The organism is Streptomyces sp. NPDC091649, from assembly GCF_044756785.1.
In the GTDB taxonomy this organism is placed as follows: Bacteria; Actinomycetota; Actinomycetes; order Streptomycetales; family Streptomycetaceae; genus Streptomyces.
In genome coordinates, this window is record NZ_JBIVTR010000002.1 from 138,743 (window position 1) to 158,236 (window position 19,494).

The 19,494-nt window shown below is 72.6% G+C and carries 11 protein-coding genes and 1 pseudogene; all 12 read right to left on the reverse strand.

What is annotated here, in order from left to right:
• Positions 1 to 4 precede the first annotated feature (4 nt).
• Positions 5 to 1,618, reverse strand: a complete 1,614-nt coding sequence (locus ACIQMU_RS05895) for a glycosyltransferase family A protein (protein WP_352241486.1) — start codon at positions 1,616 to 1,618, stop codon at positions 5 to 7.
• Positions 1,615 to 2,640: a Gfo/Idh/MocA family oxidoreductase gene (locus tag ACIQMU_RS05900; protein ID WP_352241487.1), complete on the reverse strand. Its 1,026-nt coding sequence runs from the start codon at positions 2,638 to 2,640 to the stop codon at positions 1,615 to 1,617. The genes ACIQMU_RS05895 and ACIQMU_RS05900 overlap by 4 nt, the downstream gene beginning before the upstream one ends.
• Positions 2,637 to 3,755 carry a DegT/DnrJ/EryC1/StrS family aminotransferase gene (locus ACIQMU_RS05905; protein WP_352241488.1) on the reverse strand — a complete coding sequence of 373 codons (1,119 nt, stop codon included), beginning with the start codon at positions 3,753 to 3,755 and terminating at the stop codon, positions 2,637 to 2,639. Before ACIQMU_RS05905 ends, ACIQMU_RS05900 begins: the two co-directional genes overlap by 4 nt.
• 328 nt (positions 3,756 to 4,083) lie before the next feature.
• On the reverse strand, positions 4,084 to 8,322 hold the full coding sequence (locus ACIQMU_RS05910) for an Rne/Rng family ribonuclease (protein WP_402688280.1): 4,239 nt from the start codon (positions 8,320 to 8,322) through the stop codon (positions 4,084 to 4,086).
• 228 nt (positions 8,323 to 8,550) lie between these two features.
• On the reverse strand, positions 8,551 to 9,372 hold the full coding sequence (locus tag ACIQMU_RS05915; RefSeq protein ID WP_352241490.1) for a TIGR03936 family radical SAM-associated protein: 822 nt from the start codon (positions 9,370 to 9,372) through the stop codon (positions 8,551 to 8,553).
• Positions 9,373 to 9,495: 123 nt separating this feature from the next.
• Positions 9,496 to 10,610, reverse strand: a pseudogene (locus tag ACIQMU_RS05920) (hypothetical protein).
• A 76-nt stretch (positions 10,611 to 10,686) separates the two neighbouring features.
• Positions 10,687 to 12,615, reverse strand: coding sequence for a TIGR03960 family B12-binding radical SAM protein (locus ACIQMU_RS05925; protein ID WP_352241491.1), 1,929 nt, complete (start codon positions 12,613 to 12,615; stop codon positions 10,687 to 10,689).
• A gap of 51 nt (positions 12,616 to 12,666) precedes the next feature.
• Positions 12,667 to 14,208, reverse strand: coding sequence for a CHAD domain-containing protein (locus ACIQMU_RS05930; RefSeq protein ID WP_402688281.1), 1,542 nt, complete (start codon positions 14,206 to 14,208; stop codon positions 12,667 to 12,669).
• 29 nt (positions 14,209 to 14,237) lie between these two features.
• A complete protein-coding gene (rodA, locus tag ACIQMU_RS05935) occupies positions 14,238 to 15,431 on the reverse strand; it encodes a rod shape-determining protein RodA (protein WP_352241493.1) in 1,194 nt (397 codons plus the stop codon).
• The gene (mrdA, locus tag ACIQMU_RS05940) at positions 15,431 to 17,653 is read right to left on the reverse strand and encodes a penicillin-binding protein 2 (protein WP_352241494.1); all 2,223 of its coding nucleotides are present in this window, start codon (positions 17,651 to 17,653) and stop codon (positions 15,431 to 15,433) included. The genes rodA and mrdA overlap by 1 nt, the downstream gene beginning before the upstream one ends.
• A gap of 34 nt (positions 17,654 to 17,687) precedes the next feature.
• Entirely contained in the window at positions 17,688 to 18,353 is a 666-nt protein-coding gene (gene mreD / locus ACIQMU_RS05945) for a rod shape-determining protein MreD (protein WP_352241495.1), read from the reverse strand.
• An 11-nt stretch (positions 18,354 to 18,364) separates the two neighbouring features.
• Positions 18,365 to 19,417 (reverse strand): rod shape-determining protein MreC, encoded by a 1,053-nt coding sequence (mreC, locus tag ACIQMU_RS05950; protein ID WP_352241496.1) that lies wholly within the window; start codon positions 19,415 to 19,417, stop codon positions 18,365 to 18,367.
• Positions 19,418 to 19,494: the final 77 nt, after the last annotated feature.

The window sequence follows — 19,494 nt, forward strand, 5'->3', positions numbered from 1 at the left end:
CGGGTTACTTCCTCTTCGACCTGGTCAGCGTGCGGCGCAGCCGGGCGCGCACGCCGGGCTTCGGTTCCCGCAGGGGGGCCGTCGTGATCACGAGCCGGCCCTTCGTGTTGGTGGTCGCCGCCACGCGGTGGGGGTCGGTGCTCCCCCAGCGGCGCGCCAGCGGCATCGGCCGGCCCTCGGTGCGGACCGGGATCTCGTACGAGGAGCCCGCCACGTCCACGTAGAGGCGGACGCCCTTCTTGGCCCGCCCCGGCGGGAGCGGGATACAGGCGGTCAGCAGGGTGCCGCCGTCACTCGCCGCGTCGGCGGTGAGCGTGCCGCTGCGCTTCGGGCGCGCGGCGTCTTCCGGGAGCCTGCGCGCGCCGGGCTTGTCGGCGCTCTGCGGCATGGCTCCCTGGGCGAGGGCGACGACGGCCGAGGAGGCGTCGCCGGTGATGCCGGCGCGCAGCCTCACGACGACGGAGAGCTCCGTGCCGTGCTGTTCCCAGTCGGCCGACTCCAGTCGCGTACCGGTGGCGAGCCGGCCCGCCACGGACTCGCCGAGCACCTCGTAGTACCGGTCGTCGAGGCCGACGGCCGCGTCACGGAATCCGGGGTAGGCGGCGAAGGCCCGGTCGCCCTCCAGCAGGAAGGGCGGCGCTCCGTGCTCCGTCTCCTCCGCGATGGCGCGGGTGAGCTCGTCGACGGCGCCGCTCCGGGCGAGGCCGAAGCGCACCCGGCGCTTGACCCCGGTGCCGTCGCGCAGGCCGTCGGTGAAGTAGCTGTTCACCAGAGCGCCGACGCCTTCGCACACCTGGCGGCGGGTGTCGGCGTCGAGCGTGGGGAAGTCCTTCTGCAGGAGCTTGGTCAGCTCCCAGTCGAAGTGCCGCTTGAACACGGCGTCGCGCCGCGGGCCGGCGGGGATCAGGGCGGCCGTGTGCTCCATGATCCGCTGGACGCAGCGGAGCCGGGCCAGGTGGTTCGCCCGGTAGGTGATGTTGCTCGCGTCGCCGCGCCTGACGGCGTAGTAGCAGGTGTAGTCGGAGATCACGGAGATCTTCCGGGCCCGGACGCACGCCTCGATGGTGAACGGCTGGTCGCTGCCGACCGGCATGTCCTCGGGGAAGCGGAGCCCGTGCTTCTCGACCAGCTCGCGGCGGAACAGCTTGGTGTTGGCCAGGGTGAAGGGCAACTCGGAGTCGTCGAGGGTGACGTCGCGGTTTCCCGTGTACAGCTTCTGGTGGACGTAACGCCCGTTGGTGCCGACCATCTTGCCGACGACCACGTCGGACTCGTTGGCGTCGGCGCAGGCAACCATCCGCTCCAGCGCCTCTTCGCCGAGGTGGTCGTCCGAGCCGATGAAGTACACGAAGCGGCCGGTCGCCAGGTCGAGGGCGCGGTTGCTCGGAGCGGCGGGGCCGCCCGAGTTGGGCTGGTGGACGACGGTGAAGACGTCCGGGTACCGCTGCGCGAAGCGGTCGAGCTCCTTGCCGCTGTCGTCGGTCGAACCGTCGTCGACCGCCACGATCTGGAGCCGTTCGTGACCGATGCTCTGTCCCACCAGCGAGTCGAGGCACTCGGTGAGGTACGGCATCGTGTTGTAGACGGCTACGACCACCGTGACATCGGGTGTGGTCACCTGCTGGGCTCCTGCTTCTGTTCCCCGTCCGCCGGGAACAGCACCGTGGTGCCGCTGGTCGCCGAGGCCAGCACGGCCGCGGCCACCTCCACCGTACGAAGCCCCTGGCGCAGCGTGCAGATGTCGGCGGGCTTGCCCCGCACCGCGTCGCGGAACAGCTCGTGCTCGACGAGCAGCGGCTCGCGCTTGGGGATGGCGTAGCGGATCATGTCGCCCTCGGAGACCCCGCGGAAGGCGCGCAGCGCCTCCCACTCGGTGGCGACCGCGGCGTTGGAGTGGAAGGTGAGGTCGGCGGTGAGGGTGTCGGCGATGAAGCAGCCGCGCTCGCCGGTGACCGAGGTGAACCGCTCCTTGAGCGGGCTCAGCCAGTTGACCAGGTGATTGACCATCGTGCCGTCGGCCAGCTGGCCCACGGCGGAGACCATGTCCTCGTGCGGGCGGCCGGACTTGGAGACGGTGTGGGCGGCGATCGAGGTGTACGCCTGGCCGGTGACCCAGGCCGTCAGGTCGATGTCGTGGGTGGCCAGGTCCTTGACCACGCCGACGTCGGCGATCCGGTGCGGGAAGGGGCCCTGGCGGCGGGTGACGACCTGGTAGACGTCGCCCAGCTCGCCGGCCTCCAGACGGGCGCGGAGCGAGAGCAGCGCCGGGTTGCAGCGTTCGATGTGGCCGACGCCGGCCACCAGGCCGCGCGACTCGAAGGCGTCGACGAGGCGGCGGGCGCCCTCGACGGTGTCCGCGAGCGGCTTCTCGATCAGGGCGCAGACGCCGGCGTCGGCGAGCTGGAGGCCGACCTCCTCGTGCAGGCCGGTGGGGCAGGCGACGACGGCGTAGTCGACGCCGAGGGCGATGAGCTCCTCGACGGTGGACAGGACGGGGACGCCCTGGGCCCAGCCGTTCTTGTCGCCCATCGGGTCGACGACGCCGACCAGCTCGACGCCCTCCAGGCCGGCGAGGACGCGGGCGTGGTGGCGGCCCATGGAGCCGAGGCCGATCAGTCCGGCCTTGAGCACGGTGCTCACAGGTTCCCTCCCAGGGAGTTCACGGCGGCGGCGATCCGGGCCAGGTCGGCCTCGGTGAGCGAGGGGTGGACGGGCAGCGAGACGACCTCGGCCGCGGCCTTCTCGGTCTCGGGCAGGTCCCAGGTGCGGCCGGCCTTCTGGTCCGGCTCCCAGTAGGGCTTGAGCCGGTGGATCGGCGTCGGGTAGTAGACCGCGTTGCCGACGCCCGCCTCGGTGAGCTTGGCCATCGCGGCGTCCCGGTCACCGCTGATCCGCACGGTGTACTGGTGGTAGACGTGCCGGGCGCCCTCGGCCACCGGCGGCGTGGTGACGGCCGGGGCGTCGATGTGGGCGTCGAGGTACGCGGCGTTGGCCCGGCGCTGCTCGGTCCAGCCCTCGACCTTGCCGAGCTGTACGCGGCCGACGGCGGCGGACACGTCGGTCATCCGCATGTTGGCGCCGACGATCTCGTTGGCGTACCGCTGCTCCATGCCCTGGTTGCGCAGGAGGCGCAGGGTGCGGGCCAGTTCGGCGTCGGCCGTGGTGACCATGCCGCCTTCGAGGGAGTGCATGTTCTTGGTCGGGTAGAAGCTGAAGGTGCCGCCCGCGCCGAACGCGCCGACCGGGGTGCCGTTCAGGGCCGCGGCGTGGGCCTGGCAGGCGTCCTCGACGACGGCGAGCTTGTGCCGGTCGGCGATGGGCATGAGCTTGTCCATCGCGGCGGGGTGGCCGTAGAGGTGCACCGGCATGATCGCGGCGGTGCGCGGCGTGATCGCGGCTTCGACCGCCGCCGGGTCGAGGCCGAAGCTGCCGGGCTCGATGTCGGCGAACACCACGTCGGCGCCGACGAGGCGGACCGCGTTCGCGGAGGCGGCGAAGGAGAAGGAAGGGACGATCACCTCGTCGCCGGGGCCGATGCCCAGGGCCAGCAGCAGCAGGTGCAGGGCCGAGGTGCCCGAGTTGACGGCGACGCAGTGCCGGTCGTCGACCAGACGCGAGAAGCCTTCCTCGAACGCCGCGACTTCCGGGCCCTGCACGACGCGACCGCTGCGCAGCACGCGTACGGCGGCCTCGATCTCGTCTTCCCCGATGACCGGGCGGGCAGCAGGAATCGGCTGCTCGTTGATGCTCGTCATGAACGTCCTCCTTGAACACCGCAAGAGCTCGTACCAGGCAGAGCTCCGAGGTGCGGGACGTCTTACCGAGGTCGCGCGTAACCCCACCGGCGCGATGCCGACGCCCTGCCGAGGAATCCGGCCCGGTCTTCGCCGGGCCTTGTCACCAACCGTAGTTTTCGTGAAGAACGCTCACACGCATGGCAACCCCCGTCACATTATCAGGGATTTCTTTGCCCATTTCGGGCCCGTTAACCGGCTCCTGCATCAATTCAGAAACAAAGCAGGTGTCCCGCTCCGATGTGCTCGGAGCGGGACACCTGAAGATGAACGACCGGTTACGGATTCATCAGTTCGCCGACGACTCGCCCTCCGCGGAGGACGCGGAAGCCGTTACGGAGGGCGACGACTGCTGCTCGGCGGCGGCGGTCTTCTTCGTCGTCTTCTTCGCGGCCGTCTTCGCCGTCGTCTTCTTGGCGGCGGTCTTCTTGGCGACGGTCTTCTTCGCCGCCGCCTTCTTCGCCGGGGCCTTCTTGGCGGCGGTCTTGCGGGCCGTCTTCTTCGCCGCCGGCGCCTCCTCCGGCTCACCGGTCGCCTCGGCCTCGGATTCCGGGGCCTTCGTCTCGGCCGCCGGCTGGACGACGACGACCGCCGCCTCCTCGGCGCCCGTGGGCGAACCCGCCGGAGCGGTGACCTTGCGGGTCACCCGACGACGGGCACGCGGCGGGGCGGCCTCCTGGGGCGCCTCGGCCGCCGGCGCCTCCGTTACGGGGGCGGGCTCGGCCGGCGCCTCGACGACCGGGTCCTCGACCGCGACGGGGTCCGTCGTGGGCTCGGCCGGCCGGACCGGCTCCGCGGCCTCGGCCTGCTTCGGCGAACCCGCCGGGGCGGTCGCCTTGCGGGTCGCCCGGCGGCGCGGGCGTCCCTGGGGCGCGGCCTCGGCGGGAGCCTCGGCGGCCTCGGGGGCCTCTGTGACCGGGGCCTCGGCGACCGGGGCCTCGGCGGGCGTGTCGGGGACCGGCTCGGGCCGGACCTCGGCGACGGGGGCCTCGACGGCCGGGGCGGGCGCCTCGGACTTCGGGGCGCCGGCCGGGGCGGACGCCTTGCGGGAGGCCCGACGGCGGCCACGGCCGCGCGTGGCGGCCGCCTCCGCCTCGGCGGGGCTGCTGTAGAACTCCTCGTCGGCAGCGGCCTCGGGCTCGACGGCCACCGGGGCGGCGACCTCCGCGGCCAGCTCGGCCTCGGTCTCGGCGGGCTCGGCCGCGTCCTCGTGACCGTGGCCGTGCTCGTGGTCCTGGCCGTGCTCGTGGTCCTGGCCCGCGCCGCGGCCGCGCTTCTTGGACTTCTTGCCGCCGCCACCGCCGACGGACGTCGGCTGCTCCATGTGGACGATGACGCCGCGCCCGTTGCAGTGGACACAGGTCTCGGAGAAGGACTCCAGCAGACCCTGGCCCACCCGCTTGCGGGTCATCTGGACCAGGCCCAGCGAGGTGACCTCGGCGACCTGGTGCTTGGTGCGGTCGCGGCCCAGGCACTCCAGGAGCCGCCGCAGCACCAGGTCCCGGTTGGACTCCAGCACCATGTCGATGAAGTCGACGACGACGATGCCGCCGAGGTCGCGCAGCCGCAGCTGGCGCACGATCTCCTCGGCCGCCTCCAGGTTGTTCCTGGTGACGGTCTCCTCCAGGTTGCCGCCCTGGCCGGTGAACTTGCCGGTGTTGACGTCGACGACGATCATCGCCTCGGTCTTGTCGATCACCAGCGAACCGCCGCTGGGCAGGTAGACCTTGCGGTCCAGCGCCTTCATCAGCTGCTCGTCGATGCGGTACGTCGCGAAGACGTCGACCTCGGAGGTCCAGCGCGACAGCCGCTCCGTGAGGTCGGGCGCGACGTGGGAGACGTAGCCGTGGATGGTCTCCCACGCCTCGTCACCGCTGACGATGACCTTGGAGAAGTCCTCGTTGAAGATGTCGCGGACGACCCGGACGGTCATGTCCGGCTCGCCGTAGAGCAGCGTCGGCGCGTTCGAGCCGCTGGTGCCCTTCGCCTTCCTCTGGATGTCCTCCCACTGCCCCTGGAGCCGCTCGACGTCACGGCGCAGCTCGTCCTCGCTCGCACCCTCGGCGGCGGTGCGCACGATGACGCCCGCGTCCTCGGGGACGATCTTCTTGAGGATCGTCTTGAGGCGGGAGCGCTCGGTGTCGGGCAGCTTGCGGCTGATCCCGGTCATCGAGCCCTCGGGCACGTAGACGAGGTAGCGGCCGGGCAGCGAGACCTGGCTCGTCAGCCGCGCGCCCTTGTGACCGATCGGGTCCTTGGTCACCTGGACCAGGACCGACTGGCCGGACTTGAGCGCGGTCTCGATGCGACGCGGCCCGTGGGCCATGCCGAGCGCCTCGAAGTTGACCTCGCCGGCGTACAGGACGGCGTTGCGGCCCTTGCCGATGTCGACGAAGGCGGCCTCCATGGACGGCAGCACGTTCTGGACCTTGCCCAGGTAGACGTTGCCGACGTAGCTGGTGGCCTGCTCCTTGTTGACGTAGTGCTCGACGAGCACGTTGTCCTCAAGAACGCCGATCTGGGTGCGCTCGCCGCTCTGGCGGACGACCATCACGCGCTCGACGGCCTCGCGGCGGGCGAGGAACTCCGCCTCGGTGATGATCGGGACCCGGCGGCGGCCCTGCTCGCGGCCCTCGCGGCGGCGCTGCTTCTTGGCCTCCATACGGGTCGAGCCCTTGATGGACTGGACCTCGTCGAAGCCGGTGCCCGGCTCGCGCTCCTCCTTCTTGCGGGGCTCGCGGACCTTGACGACCGTGCGCTCCGGGTCGTCGGCGGTGCCGTGGTCGGCCTCGGCGGCGGCGTCACCGCTGCGGCGGCGGCGACGGCGACGGCGTCGGCTGCTGCTCGACCCGGAGGCCGAGGAGTCGTCGTCCTCGTCGTGGTCGTCCGCGTCGTCCGGGGCCTGGCCCCGGCCCCGGTCCTGCTCGTCCTCGGAGCGGTGCTCCTCGGCGCGGGACGGCGCGGGCGCCTCGTCGGCGTGCTGCTCGTCGTCCGTGTCGTTGGCCTCGCCGCGACGGCGGCGACGGCCGCCGCGACGGCGGCGGCGCGAGGGGCGGTCGCCGTACTCGTCGGTGTCCTCGCCCTCGTGCTCGTCCGCCTCGGCCTCGGGGGCCTCCTCGGCGGCCTCCTCGACGGGGGCCTCCACCGGGGCGGCGGGCCGGGCGGCCTGCTGCTCGGCCTCGGCAGCCTCCCCACGGCGGCGGCGACGGCGACGCGAACCGCCCTGCGGCGCGGCCTCGGCGGGCGCGGCGCTCTGCTCGGCCTCGGGGGTCTGCTGCTCCTCGGCCTCCTCGACCTCGTCGTACGGGGAGGTCGAGCCGACCGCGGCAGCGGCGGCCGCCGCGGTCTCGGGGGTCTGGAACATCGGCTCGGCGAAGACCGGGGCCTGGAAGACGGCGACGGCGGGGCGCGCCGCGCGCCGGCCCTTGCGGGCCGGCTCGTCGGTCTTGGCGGTGAACTCGGGGCGGCCGGCGGCGGTGGCCCGGCGGCGCTGGCGTCCGCGCGGGGCGGCCTCCTCGACCTCCTCGACCTCGGCGGCGAGTTCCTCGGCGACGGCGGCGGGCAGGGTCTCGCCGGCCTCGACGGGCTCCGCGGGAGTCTCGGCGGGCTCGGCCGCGGCCGACTGCGGCGTACCGGCGGGCGCGGACGCCTTACGGGACGCGCGGCGGCGGGTACGCGGGGCGGGGGCCTCTTCCGCGGCCTCCTCCGGGGCTTCCGGCGCGGCGGCGGGGGCCACGGCGGCGGGCGCCGGCTCGGCGGCGGGCGCGGTGGCCTGCGGCGTACCGGCCGGGGCGGAGGCACGACGGCGGGCACGTCGGCGAGGGGCCTCCGCGGGCTCCGGCTCGGCGGCGGCGGGCTCGGCGGCGGCCGGCTCGGGGACGACAGCCGGCTCGGGGGCGACAGCGGGCTCGACCACGATGGCGGCCTCCGCGGCGCCGGGGGCGCCCGCGGGGGCGGTGGCCTTCCGGGAGGCGCGACGGCGGCGGGGCGCGGGGGCCTCCACGGCGGCCTCGGTCTCTTCCTCGGGGTCGACCGGCTCGGGGGCGACTTCCTCGGCGACGGGAGCTGCCGGGGCCTCGACGACGGGGGCGGGGGCCTCGGCGGCCTCCGGAGCACCGGCCGGGGCCGTCGCCTTGCGGACCGCGCGGCGGCGGGTGCGCGGCGCGGGTGCGGCGGGCTCCTCCTCGGCGGCGGGCTGCTCGGGAGCCTCGGCGGCCGGGGCGGGAGCGGTGGTCTCCACCGGTTCCGGGGCGCCGGCGGGTGCGGTGGCCTTACGCACGGCGCGGCGGCGCGTACGGGCGGGCGGGGCGGCCTCGGCGACCGCTTTCCCGGGTGTGTCGTCCGCGGCCGGGGCGGCGGACACGTCGGCCGGTATGGCCGGCGTGACGTCCTCGACGGGGGCCGCGGCCCCGCCGGGCGGGCCCGCCGGGCGGGAGGCGGCGCGGCGCCTGCGGCGCGGCGGCAGCTTGTCCCCGGGGGCGTTCTCTTCGTTGTTTCCGGTCGTACCGGGTTCGTTCGGCTGAGGCATGCGGGCGGTTCTCCCGTCGTGCTCCCGGGCGCCGCGTCTGATTCCGGTCCGGCACGGTCCGCAGTGGTGCGATACCGCCGTCCGGGGCGCGGGCGCCGCACGGGAACTGATGTCTGGCTCGCCGGTTCCGTATGCGGTGTGCGTACGGCCTGGCGAAAGTCTTGTGGGTCAGTGCGCGGCCCGACCTGGGTGGCTCCCGAGTCGGAGGGCCGCGCTACAACGACCGTCTTACGCGGAACCTGCACCTTCCGGCGCCGTCGCGACGGCTGCCCCGGCGACCGCGGGATGTGCGGTCGGGGCGGCCTCGCGGTCGGGCGCGAGCGGGTCGGTCACCGTGCCGGACTCCTCGTCGAAGAGTCCCTGCGCCAGCCTCGTCACCGCAGCGGGGACAGTTCCCCAAGCTCTCGGCTGCGCTCGAACAGGGGAAGCCCCGTCCGCCACGTCGGCCACTGCTCGGAGACCGGACAGGACGTCGTCGGGTCGCACGGCAGGTGTCACGTGCCGCACAACCAGGCGCAGTATCGCACAGGGCCGCTCATCGGGCCTATCGGCCGGACCGTCCACGACCCGCAGGTCCGCGACGGCGCCCCGGGCGTCGAAGGTCCGGATGCCGTTCTTCGCCTTGCGCTGGACCTCTACGGTCCCGGCGGCGTTGAACGCGGCCACGGCCGCACGGGCGAACTCGGGGTCGACGCCGTCCAGGCGCATCTCCCAGACGGAGGCGGTGAGCCGCTCGGCGAGGCCCGTGGTGCGGGCCTCCACCGCGTCGATGATGTCGAGGCCGTCCGGCATCGACGCGTCGAGCAGTCCGCGCAGGACCTCGGGGTCCCGCGCCTCGGTGAGGGCGATCTCCAGGAACTCGGCCTCACTGCCCGTGCCGGTGGGTGCGGCGTTGGCGTAGGAGACCTTGGGGTGGGGGGTGAAGCCCGCCGAATACGCCATCGGCACCTCGGAGCGGCGCAGTGCCCGCTCGAAGGCCCGCTGGAAGTCTCGGTGGCTGGTGAACCGGAGGCGGCCGCGCTTGGTGTAGCGCAGGCGGATGCGCTGCACTGCCGGTGCGGGCGGCGGGCCTTCGGGCTGTCGCTTGCCCAGTGGTTCTTCTCCTCGGTGCGGGGCGGGCGCGGTGGCGCGCCGCCCACGAAATTCGGGTCGTCCCCCGGGTGCCGGTCCGGCTCACCCCCGCTCGGCGAATCTACCGCCTGTCGGAGAGGTCTCGGACGCCTGCGCCGCGCTGGGGACAGTCGTTGTACTACCCAGAGTACGCGCAGGGACTCCCACCGGTTCCCGGGACCGTGCGCCGTCCGTGGAGCCGGTCAGCGCCCGCCAGGCGTCGCGGCGGGCCCGGCGCGCGGTTTCCCGGGCGGCGGCGAGGGCCTCTCGGGCCGCCCGGCCCGCCTCGGCGGCGGCGCGCCGGGCCGGGGCCCAGACGGCGTCGCGCACGACGTGGCCGACGGGGGTGCACACGGTGCGGTAGACCCAGGAGGCCGGTGCGCCGATCAGATGCCGGGCGATGCGGGCGAGTAGCCGGCCGATCGCGCGGGAGACGTACCCGGCGACCCGCCAGGCGACCTCGAACGCCGCGGCGATCTCGCGGCCGACCGGGGTGAGGATCCGGCGGTGGACCCAGGATGCGGGGGTGACGAGCAGCGTCGTGACCAGCCGGCCGAGGGCCCGGCCCGCGCCCCGGCCGAGCGGGGCGAGGACGGACGCGTACAGCCACACCACCGGGACGGTCACCCCGTAGCGCACCACCGGAACGATCACGTAGCGCCACAGGGCCGCCGACGGCAGGACGAGCAGGGTGGTGAGCGCCCAGGCCAGGCCGGTTCCCAGACCTCGCGCCGCCGGGGCCAGCAGGGCGGTGCCGAGCCATCGCAGGCCGTGGCCCAGCGGCGTGAGGACGGCCCGGTACAGCCATACCGCCGGCGCGGCGATCCCGTAGCGGGCGACGGGGACGGCACGTACCGCCACAGGCCGGTCCAGGGCCGGACGAGGAGGGCGAGGGCCAGCCAGGAGGCTGCCCGGCCCAGCGGGGTGAGGACCCAGGTGTACAGCCAGGCCAGCGGGGTCAGTACGAGAGCGCCGAGAAGCCACGCCAGGGACCGGCCCAGCGGGCGCAGCAGGACACGGTCGGCGGCGTGCCCGAGCGCGGTGAGCGCGTCCCAGCCCATACGGACGGGCAGGACGAGCACCACGACCACGATCCGCACCGGGATTCTGATCAGCGTGGCCGGTACGCCTTCGCCGGGCGCGTACTCCTGAGGGGCCTGGTGCTTGCCGTGGTCCATGCCGTCAAGGACGCGCGAGGCCCGGTCCGGGTTGCCGGACCGGGCCTCGACCCACCGTGTCGTCACACGGAACGGGCTACTTGTTCACGACGCTGAGCGGCAGGAGCTTCTTGCCGGTCGGGCCGATCTGGATGTCCAGGTCGAGCTGGGGGCAGACGCCGCAGTCGAAGCAGGGGGTCCAGCGGCAGTCCTCGACCTCGGTCTCGTCGAGCGCGTCCTGCCAGTCCTCCCAGAGCCAGTCCTTGTCCAGGCCGGAGTCGAGGTGGTCCCAGGGCAGGACCTCCTCGTAGGTGCGCTCGCGGGTGGTGTACCAGTCGACGTCGACGCCGAAGGCGGGCAGCGTCTTCTCGGCGCTGTTCATCCAGAGGTCGTAGCTGAAGTGCTCGCGCCAGCCGTCGAAGCGGCCGCCGGACTCGTACACCGCGCGGATCACCGATCCCACGCGGCGGTCGCCGCGCGAGAGGAGGCCCTCGACGATGCCGGGCTTGCCGTCGTGGTAGCGGAAGCCGATGGAGCGGCCGTACTTCTTGTCGCCGCGGATCTTGTCCCGGAGCTTCTTCAGCCGGGAGTCGGTGTCCTCGGCGCTGAGCTGCGGGGCCCACTGGAAGGGGGTGTGCGGCTTGGGGACGAAGCCGCCGATGGAGACGGTGCAGCGGATGTCGTTCTGGCCGGAGACCTCGCGGCCCTTGGCGATCACGTTGACCGCCATGTCGCCGATCTGGAGGACGTCCTCGTCGGTCTCGGTGGGCAGGCCGCACATGAAGTACAGCTTCACCTGACGCCAGCCGTTGCCGTACGCGGTGGCGACCGTGCGGATCAGGTCCTCCTCCGAGACCATCTTGTTGATGACCTTGCGCATGCGCTCGGAGCCGCCCTCGGGGGCGAAGGTGAGGCCGGAACGGCGGCCGTTGCGGGTCAGCTCGTTGGCCAGGTCGACGTTGAACGCGTCGACGCGGGTCGAGGGGAGGGAGAGGCCGACCTTGTCGTCGGTGTAGCGGTCGGCGAGACCCTTGGCGATGTCGCCGATCTCGCTGTGGTCGGCGGAGGACAGCGAGAGCAGGCCGACCTCCTCGAAGCCGGTGGCCTTGAGGCCCTTCTCGACCATCTCGCCGATGCCGGTGATGCTTCGCTCCCGCACGGGGCGCGTGATCATGCCGGCCTGGCAGAAACGGCAGCCGCGGGTGCAGCCGCGGAAGATCTCCACCGACATCCGCTCGTGCACGGTCTCCGCGAGCGGGACGAGCGGCTGCTTGGGGTAGGGCCACTCGTCGAGGTCCATCACCGTGTGCTTGGAGACCCGCCACGGCACGCCGGAACGGTTGGGCACGACACGGCCGATACGGCCGTCGGGGAGGTACTCGACGTCGTAGAAGCGCGGGACGTAGACCCCGCCGGTCTTCGACAGCCTGAAGAGCACCTCGTCGCGGCCGCCGGGGCGGCCCTCGGCCTTCCAGGCGCGGATGATCTCGGTGATCTCCAGGACGGCCTGCTCGCCGTCGCCGACGACGGCGCAGTCGATGAAGTCCGCGATCGGCTCGGGGTTGAACGCGGCGTGGCCGCCCGCGAGGACGATCGGGTGGTCCACGTCACGGTCCTTGGACTCCAGCGGGATGCCGGCGAGGTCCAGGGCGGTGAGCATGTTGGTGTAGCCGAGCTCCGTGGAGAAGCTCAGCCCGAAGACGTCGAACGCGCCGACGGGCCGGTGGCTGTCCACGGTGAACTGCGGCACGTCGTGCTCGCGCATCAGCGCTTCGAGGTCGGGCCAGACGCTGTAGGTGCGCTCGGCGAGGACGCCTTCGCGCTCGTTGAGCACCTCGTAGAGGATCATGACGCCCTGGTTGGGGAGTCCGACCTCGTAGGCGTCGGGGTACATGAGGGTCCAGCGGACGTCGCAGCTGTCCCACTCCTTGACGGTGGAGTTCAACTCACCGCCGACGTACTGGATGGGCTTCTGCACATGCGGGAGCAGAGCTTCGAGCTGTGGGAAGACCGATGCGGCAGACATCTCGCGAACCTTCGTAGCCGGCAGGGGTGACCATCCAGCGTACCCCGGCGCTCAGTGGTTCAGATCCGCGCGCAGTCCCGGGGCGGACGCGCGGGCCCAGACCTCGGGCAGTTCGCGCTCCCCGGCCTCGGCGGCGGCCTCTTCCCGCCCGTACAGAAGTCCCCAGGTGAACGCGGTCTCCCCCGCCGCGTGCGACTGGATCGCGAGGGTGCGCAGGGCCTCGCGGGCCACAACGCTGTCCTGGTGGTCGCCGAGGAGGCTCTGCACGGCCTTCACGCGTTTGACGAAGCGTTTGGCGGGCTTGCCGAGCGCGGGCCGGGCCGCCTCGCCCGCGTACCGGGCGCGCTTGGCGGCCTTGCGGGCCTCGTGGAGCGCCGTGTCGCGCTCGGGCCCGGGCGGCTGTTCGAGGGCGTGCTCGACGCGGGCGGCGAGGCGGCCGTAGTCCTTGAGCACGGCGCGGGACAGGGCCTTCTCGGGCGCGTGGGCGGCGGCGGGGCGCAGGGACGGGTCGGCGCTCAGCGCGTCGAGGGCGTCCAGGAGGTCCAGATACCGCTCACCGTCCAGTACGCCGATGATCCTGCGGCGCGATCCGGTGCGGTGGGCGGCCGACCAGGCGCGGAGCCGGCCGCGCACCGGGCCGAGGGCCAGGGGGGCGGGCAGGGCCTCGACACGGGCGCCGAGGCGCTGCTCCAGGACCTCCTGGTCGCGGTCGAGGCCCAGTTCGGCGGCGAGCCACTTGAGCTCCGCGCCGAGGGGGTCGGTGACCTCGCGGTCGAGGAGCTTGCGGTGGGTCTTGAAGGTGCTGCGCAGCCGGCGGGTGGCGACGCGCATCTTGTGCACGGAGTCGGGGAGGTCGCGGCGGACGGCGGGGTCGAGGTCGACGATCGCACGGATCTGCCGGCGTACGTAGGCCAGGACGTGGTCGCCGGCGGTCCTCGGCCCGTCCTTCTTCCCCGGCGGCTCCTCCGGCCGCTCCTCCGGCTGTGCGGGGGCGGTCTCGGCGAGGGCGTGGGCGAGCTTGGAGGCGGATTTCGCGGGGTGCACCCCGGCCTTGCGCAGCCGCTTCTCGACGGCGTCCAGGATCGCGGGGTCGCCGTCGTCGGCCAGCTCGACCTCGATCTCGGTCCAGGCGGCCGCGGTGCCGGCCCCCTCCCCCGCGAGTCGCTCGGCGAGCACCCGGTCGACGCTGATCTCGGCCAGGAGGGCGCCGTCGGCGGCGGTCAGGTGGTGGACGTCGCGGGCGGAGAGCAGCCGGACGACGGGGATGACCTCCGCGTGGCGGACCCGGGAGCGCAGCAGGGCGGCCATCGGGGGCGGGAGCGTGTCCGTGAGCGGCTCGCGGATCTCGTCCCGGATGCCGGTGGCGACGGGGAACTTCAGGTGCCAGCCCTCGTCCGCCCCGCCGGTCCTGCGGCGCAGGGTGAGGGCGTCGGCGGCGAGGCGCAGGTCGGCGGTGTCGTAATAGACGGCGTCCAACTCGGTCAGGCCGAGGTGGACCATCCGGTCGACCCCGGCCGCCCGGGTCAGGTCGGGCAGCCGGGTGTCGTCGGTGGCTTCGTACTTCCGCTCGATCTCGCGCTTGGTGTCCGCCATGTTCGGACACCTACCCGCATGCGCGGGATTCAGGCGGACATCGGCCGTTGCACCCTGATCGACTGCAGCAGTCCGATCGCCACCCAGACGGCGAACATCGAGGACCCCCCGTAGGAGACGAACGGCAGGGGCAGTCCGGCGACCGGCATGATCCCGAGCGTCATGCCGATGTTCTCGAAGGACTGGAAGGCGAACCAGGCGATGATCCCGGCGGCGACGACCGTGCCGTACAGCTCGGTGGTCTCGCGGGCGATGCGGCAGGCGCGCCACAGGACGACGCCCAGGAGCAGGATGATCAGTCCCGCTCCGAGAAAGCCCAGTTCCTCGCCGGCGACGGTGAAGACGAAGTCGGTCTGCTGCTCGGGCACGAACTGACCGGTGGTCTGGGTGCCTTCGAAGAGCCCGGTGCCGGTGAGTCCGCCGGAGCCGATCGCGATGCGGGCCTGGTTGGTGTTGTAGCCGACGCCCGCCGGGTCGAGCGCGGGGTTGGCGAAGGCGGCGAAGCGGGCGATCTGGTAGTCGTCGAGGAGGCCGAGCTGCCAGATGGAGACGCCTCCGGCCGCGCCCGCGCCGAGGAGGCCGAGGACCCAGCGGTTGGAGGCGCCGGAGGCCAGCAGGATGCCGAGGACGATGACGGCCATGACCATCACCGAGCCCAGGTCGGGCATCAGCATGACGATGGCCATGGGGATGGCCGCGAGGGCCAGCGCCTTGGCGACGGTGCGGTGGTCGGGGTGGGCCTGGTCGCCCGCGTCGACGCGGGCCGCCAGCAGCATCGCCATCACGAGGATGATGGTGATCTTGGTGAACTCGGACGGCTGGATCGAGAAGCCGGCCGGGAGCTTGATCCACGCGTGGGCGCCGTTGACCGTGGTGCCGAGCGGGGTGAGGACCGCGAGGACCAGCAGCACCGAGATGCCGTAGAGGACCGGGACGGCCCCGCGCAGGGTGCGGTGGCCGAGCCAGATCGTGCCGATCATCAGGACGAGGCCGATGCCGGTGTTGAGGGCGTGCCTCATGAGGAAGAAGTACGGGTCGCCCTGGGTGAGGTGATCGCGGTTGCGGGTCGCGGACCACACGAGCAGCGAGCCGAGGAACGAGAGCGCGAGCGCGGCCCCGAGCAGCGGCCAGTCCAGCCGCCGCGCGAGGGAGTCCCGGGCGGTCAGCCTGGCCCAGGGGCCCTGGTCGGGGCCGTAGCGGGAGACGGAGAATCCACCTGCCATCAGGGTTGCCTCCCTGTCGCGGCCGGCGATCCGGTGAGTCCCGGCTGGCCCGCGGGCTGCGGGGGCAGCGGCGGTTCCTGTTCCGCCGGCTGTCCTTCCGGCTCGGCCGGGGTGGGGTCGTACGGCTTGACCTTCGGGGCGTGGATCGAGCCGTCGGGCTGGATCTCGGGCAGCGCCTTCTGGGGTTCGGGCAGCAGGGCCTTCTTCACATCCTGGTTGCCCTCGGCGTCGAGGCCGTAGAGCGCGTCGTAGATCTTGCGGACGGCGGGCCCGGAGGCACCGGAGCCGGTGCCGCCCTGGGAGATCGTCATGACGATCGTGTAGTCGTCGGTGTAGGTCGCGAACCAGGAGGTGGTCTGCTTGCCGTACACCTGGGCGGTGCCGGTCTTGGCGCGCATCGGGATCTTGTCCTGCGGCCAGCCGCCGAACCGCCAGGCGGCGGTGCCGCCCGGCTCGACCACGGAGCGCAGGCCCTTGTCGAGGTCCTTGATGGTCTGGGCGCTGACCGGGAGCTTCCCGCTGACCTCGGGCTTGATCTCCTGGACCTTCTTGCCGTCGGGGCTGATCACGGCCTTGCCGACGGTGGGGGCGTGGAGGGTGCCGCCGTTGCTGATGGCGGCGTAGGCGGTGGCCATCTGGATGGGGGTGACGAGCACGTCCCCCTGGCCGATCGCGTAGTTGATGCTGTCGTATGCCTTGAGCTGGTTGCCTTCGAGGCAGCTCTCGTAGGCGATCTGCTGGACGTAGGTGCCGCCCTTCTTGCCCTCCTTGCACCAGGCGTCCTTGTTCGCCTCCCAGAAGTTCTGCTTCCACTCGCGGTCCGGGATGCGGCCCTTGACCTCGTTGGGCAGGTCGATGCCGGTCTCGGAGCCGAGCCCGAAGTCACGGGCGGTGCGGTAGAACCAGTCCTTGGCGTCCTTCTTCGGCTTTATGCCGCCGTCCCGCTGCCACTCCTCGTGGCCGAGGCGGTAGAAGACGGTGTTGCAGGAGTACTTGAGCGCGTCGCCGAGGGTGATGGGGCCGTGGCCCTGGGACTCGAAGTTCGCGAAGGTCTGGCTGCCGAGGCTGTAGGAGCTGCTGCACTGGTAGAGGTCGTTGAAGGCGTGTCCGCCCCGCACGGCGGCGCTCGCCGACACCACCTTGAAGATGGAGCCCGCGGGCGCCTGGCCCTGGATGCCCCGGTTGAGCAGCGGGTAGTTGGACTTCTTGCTCGTGAGCTTGGCGTACTCCTTGCCGGAGATGCCGCCGACCCAGGCGTTGGGGTCGTAGTCGGGCTGGGAGGCCATCGACACGATGCGGCCCGTCTTCGACTCCATGACGACGACGGCGCCGGAGTCGGCCTCGTACTTGCGGCCGGTGATCTTGTCGGTCTCCTGGCGGGCGGTCTTCATCGCCTGGGCCAGCTCGTACTCGGCCACCGCCTGGACCCGGGCGTCGAGGCTGGTGACGAGGTTGGAGCCGGGCACCGCCGGGTCGTTCTCCGCCTCGCCCATGACACGGCCGAGGTTGTCCACCTCGTAGCGGGTGACGCCCGCCTTGCCGCGCAGTTCCCGGTCGTAGGTGCGCTCGAGCCCCGAGCGGCCGACCTGGTCGGAGCGCAGGTAGGGCGACGGGCCGTCCTGCGCCTTCTGGATCTCTTCGTCGGTGACGGGCGACAGGTAGCCGAGGACCTGTGCGGTCTTCGCCTTGCCGGGGGCGGCGTAGCGGCGTACGGCGGTGGGTTCGGCGGTGATGCCGGGGAAGTCCTCGGCGCGCTCGCGGATCTGGAGGGCCTGCTGGGTGGTGGCCTCGTCGGTGACCGGGATCGGCTGGTAGGGCGAGCCGTTCCAGCAGGGCTGGGGGGTCTTGGAGTCGCAGAGGCGGACCTTGTCGCGGACGTCCTCGGCCTTCATGTCCAGGACGTCCGCGAGGCGGGTGAGGACGCCGACGCCGTCGTCCTTCATCTTCAGCAGTTCGGTGCGGCTGGCGGAGACGACGAGGCGGGTCTCGTTGTCGGCGAGCGGCACGCCCCGGGCGTCGAGGATCGAGCCGCGCACGGCGGGCTGGACGACCTGCTGCACGCCGTTGCCCGCGGCTTCGGCGGTGTACTCGTCACCGTTGCGGATCTGGAGATACCACAGCCGCCCGCCGAGGGTGAGCAGCAGGGAGAAGACGAGGACCTGGATGACGATGAGCCGGATCTGGACCCGCTGGGTCCGCCCCGTCTCGGGAATGTTGCTCACGGAGCGCCCCCGGCCTCCTCGTTCGCGTACGGCTTCACAGTCGCTTGACCCCCTTGATCCTGCCCGCGCGGGCGGCACGGCTGCGGGCGGCCTTGACGCGCAGGCCGCCGCGCTGGTTGCCGATCCGCAGGCCGGTGCCCGAGGCGAGCCAGCCGGCGGCGACGTCGTTGCCGCCGGCCGATGCCTCGGTGATCGGGTCGTTCTCGGTGCGTCTGGCGAGCGCCATGATGAGCGGGACCGTGAAGGGCGCCAGCAGCAGGTCGTAGATCGCGGCCGTGAACAGCAGGCCGCCCAGGCCCACGTGGCGGGCGGCGGTGTCGCCGACGAGCGCGCCGACGCCCGCGTACAGCAGGGTCGAGCCGATCGCGGCGGCGACGACCACGGCCATCGGGGCGAAGGCCGACTTCAACTGCCCGTTCTCCGGCCGGGCCAGGCCCGCGAGGTAGCCGATGACGCAGAGCACCAGGGCGTAGCGCCCGGCGGCGTGGTCGGCGGGCGGGGCGAGGTCCGCGAGGAGACCCGCGCCGAAGCCGATGAGGGAGCCGCTGACGGGCCCGTACACGAAGGCGAGTCCGAGGACGGTGAGGAGCAGCAGGTCGGGGACGGCCCCGGGGAGCTGGAGGCGGGCGAGGACGGAGACCTGGACGACGAGCGCGATGACGACCAGGGCGGTGGAGAGCAGAGTCCGGTTGATGCGCATGGGGATCAGCTCTACTCCTGGTCGTTGGCCGCGTTGTCGGGTTGCCGGGCGTTGCCCTGCTGGTTGCCTGCCGCGTCACCGGCGGCGTCGCCGTCGGGATTCTCGTTGACGTTGCCGACGACCTTGCCGGAGCCGTCCACCAGGTCCCCGTTGGGCTGGACCGTGACGGTGACCGTGGGGGTCGGCTTCGGCTTCGTCTTCGCGGGCCGCTTCGGCAGGACCGTGTCGCGCGGGTCCTCCCGGGGGGCCTGGACGACGACGCCGACGATGTCGAGCTTGGTGAACCCGACGTACGGCTTCACGTAGACCGTCCGGGTCAGTGCGCCGCCGGAGGGGTCGACGCGGACGACCTCGCCGACCGGGACGCCGGGCACGAAGGGCTTGTTCTTGCTGGAGCCGAAGGTGACCAGCCGGTCGCCGGCCTTCACCTCGGCCTTGCCGTTGAGGAACTGCACCGACAGCGGGCGCGAGCCCTGGCCGGTGGCGAAGCCGAGTTCGTCGGTCTTCTCCATCCGGGTGCCGACGGTGAAGTCGGGGTCGTTGGCGAGCAGGACCGTCGCGGTGCTCGGGCCGACGGTGGTGACCCGGCCGACCAGCCCCTCCCCGTTGAGGACGGTCATGTCGCGGCGGATGCCGTCGTTCGAGCCGGCGTCGATGGTGACCGTCCAGGAGAAGCCCTGGGCCGCTCCTATGGCGATGACTTCGGCGCCCTTGATGCCGTACTGTCCGGCGCCCGCGTTCTTCAGCATGGCGTCGAGCTGACGGACCCGGCTGTCGGTGCGGTCGTCGCTGCCGAGCTTGGCCTTCAGCGCGGCGTTCTCCTGCTCCAGGGTGGAGATCCGGTCGTGCCGGTTGCCGGAGTCCCGGACGGCGCCTATGGCGTTGCCCACCGGGTCGACCGCTGCCGCCACGCCGTTCTCGACCGGTCCGAAGACGGTGGCCGCGGCCTGCCTGGCGCCGTCGACCGGTGACTCCTCGCCGCCTCGGATATCGACCGTGATCAGGGCGAATGCGATGGCGATCAGCAGCACCAGGAGCAGCCGGCTCTCTCGTGTGTCCCTCACGTGCGGCGGCCGTGCCTTCCTCGTCGGAATGTTCGTGCCTGTGTGTACGTCTGCGTACGGGCGTCCGCGTCGGTGTG

Excerpts from the sequence above, each read along its gene's own strand:
- ACIQMU_RS05905 (WP_352241488.1), bottom strand. The coding sequence starts at position 3,755 with ATGACGAGCATCAACGAGCAGCCGATTCCTGCTGCCCGCCCGGTCATC.
- ACIQMU_RS05910 (WP_402688280.1), bottom strand. The coding sequence starts at position 8,322 with ATGCCTCAGCCGAACGAACCCGGTACGACCGGAAACAACGAAGAGAAC.
- ACIQMU_RS05925 (WP_352241491.1), bottom strand. The coding sequence starts at position 12,615 with ATGTCTGCCGCATCGGTCTTCCCACAGCTCGAAGCTCTGCTCCCGCAT.
- ACIQMU_RS05930 (WP_402688281.1), bottom strand. The coding sequence starts at position 14,208 with ATGGCGGACACCAAGCGCGAGATCGAGCGGAAGTACGAAGCCACCGAC.
- rodA (WP_352241493.1), bottom strand. The coding sequence starts at position 15,431 with ATGGCAGGTGGATTCTCCGTCTCCCGCTACGGCCCCGACCAGGGCCCC.
- mreD (WP_352241495.1), bottom strand. The coding sequence starts at position 18,353 with ATGCGCATCAACCGGACTCTGCTCTCCACCGCCCTGGTCGTCATCGCG.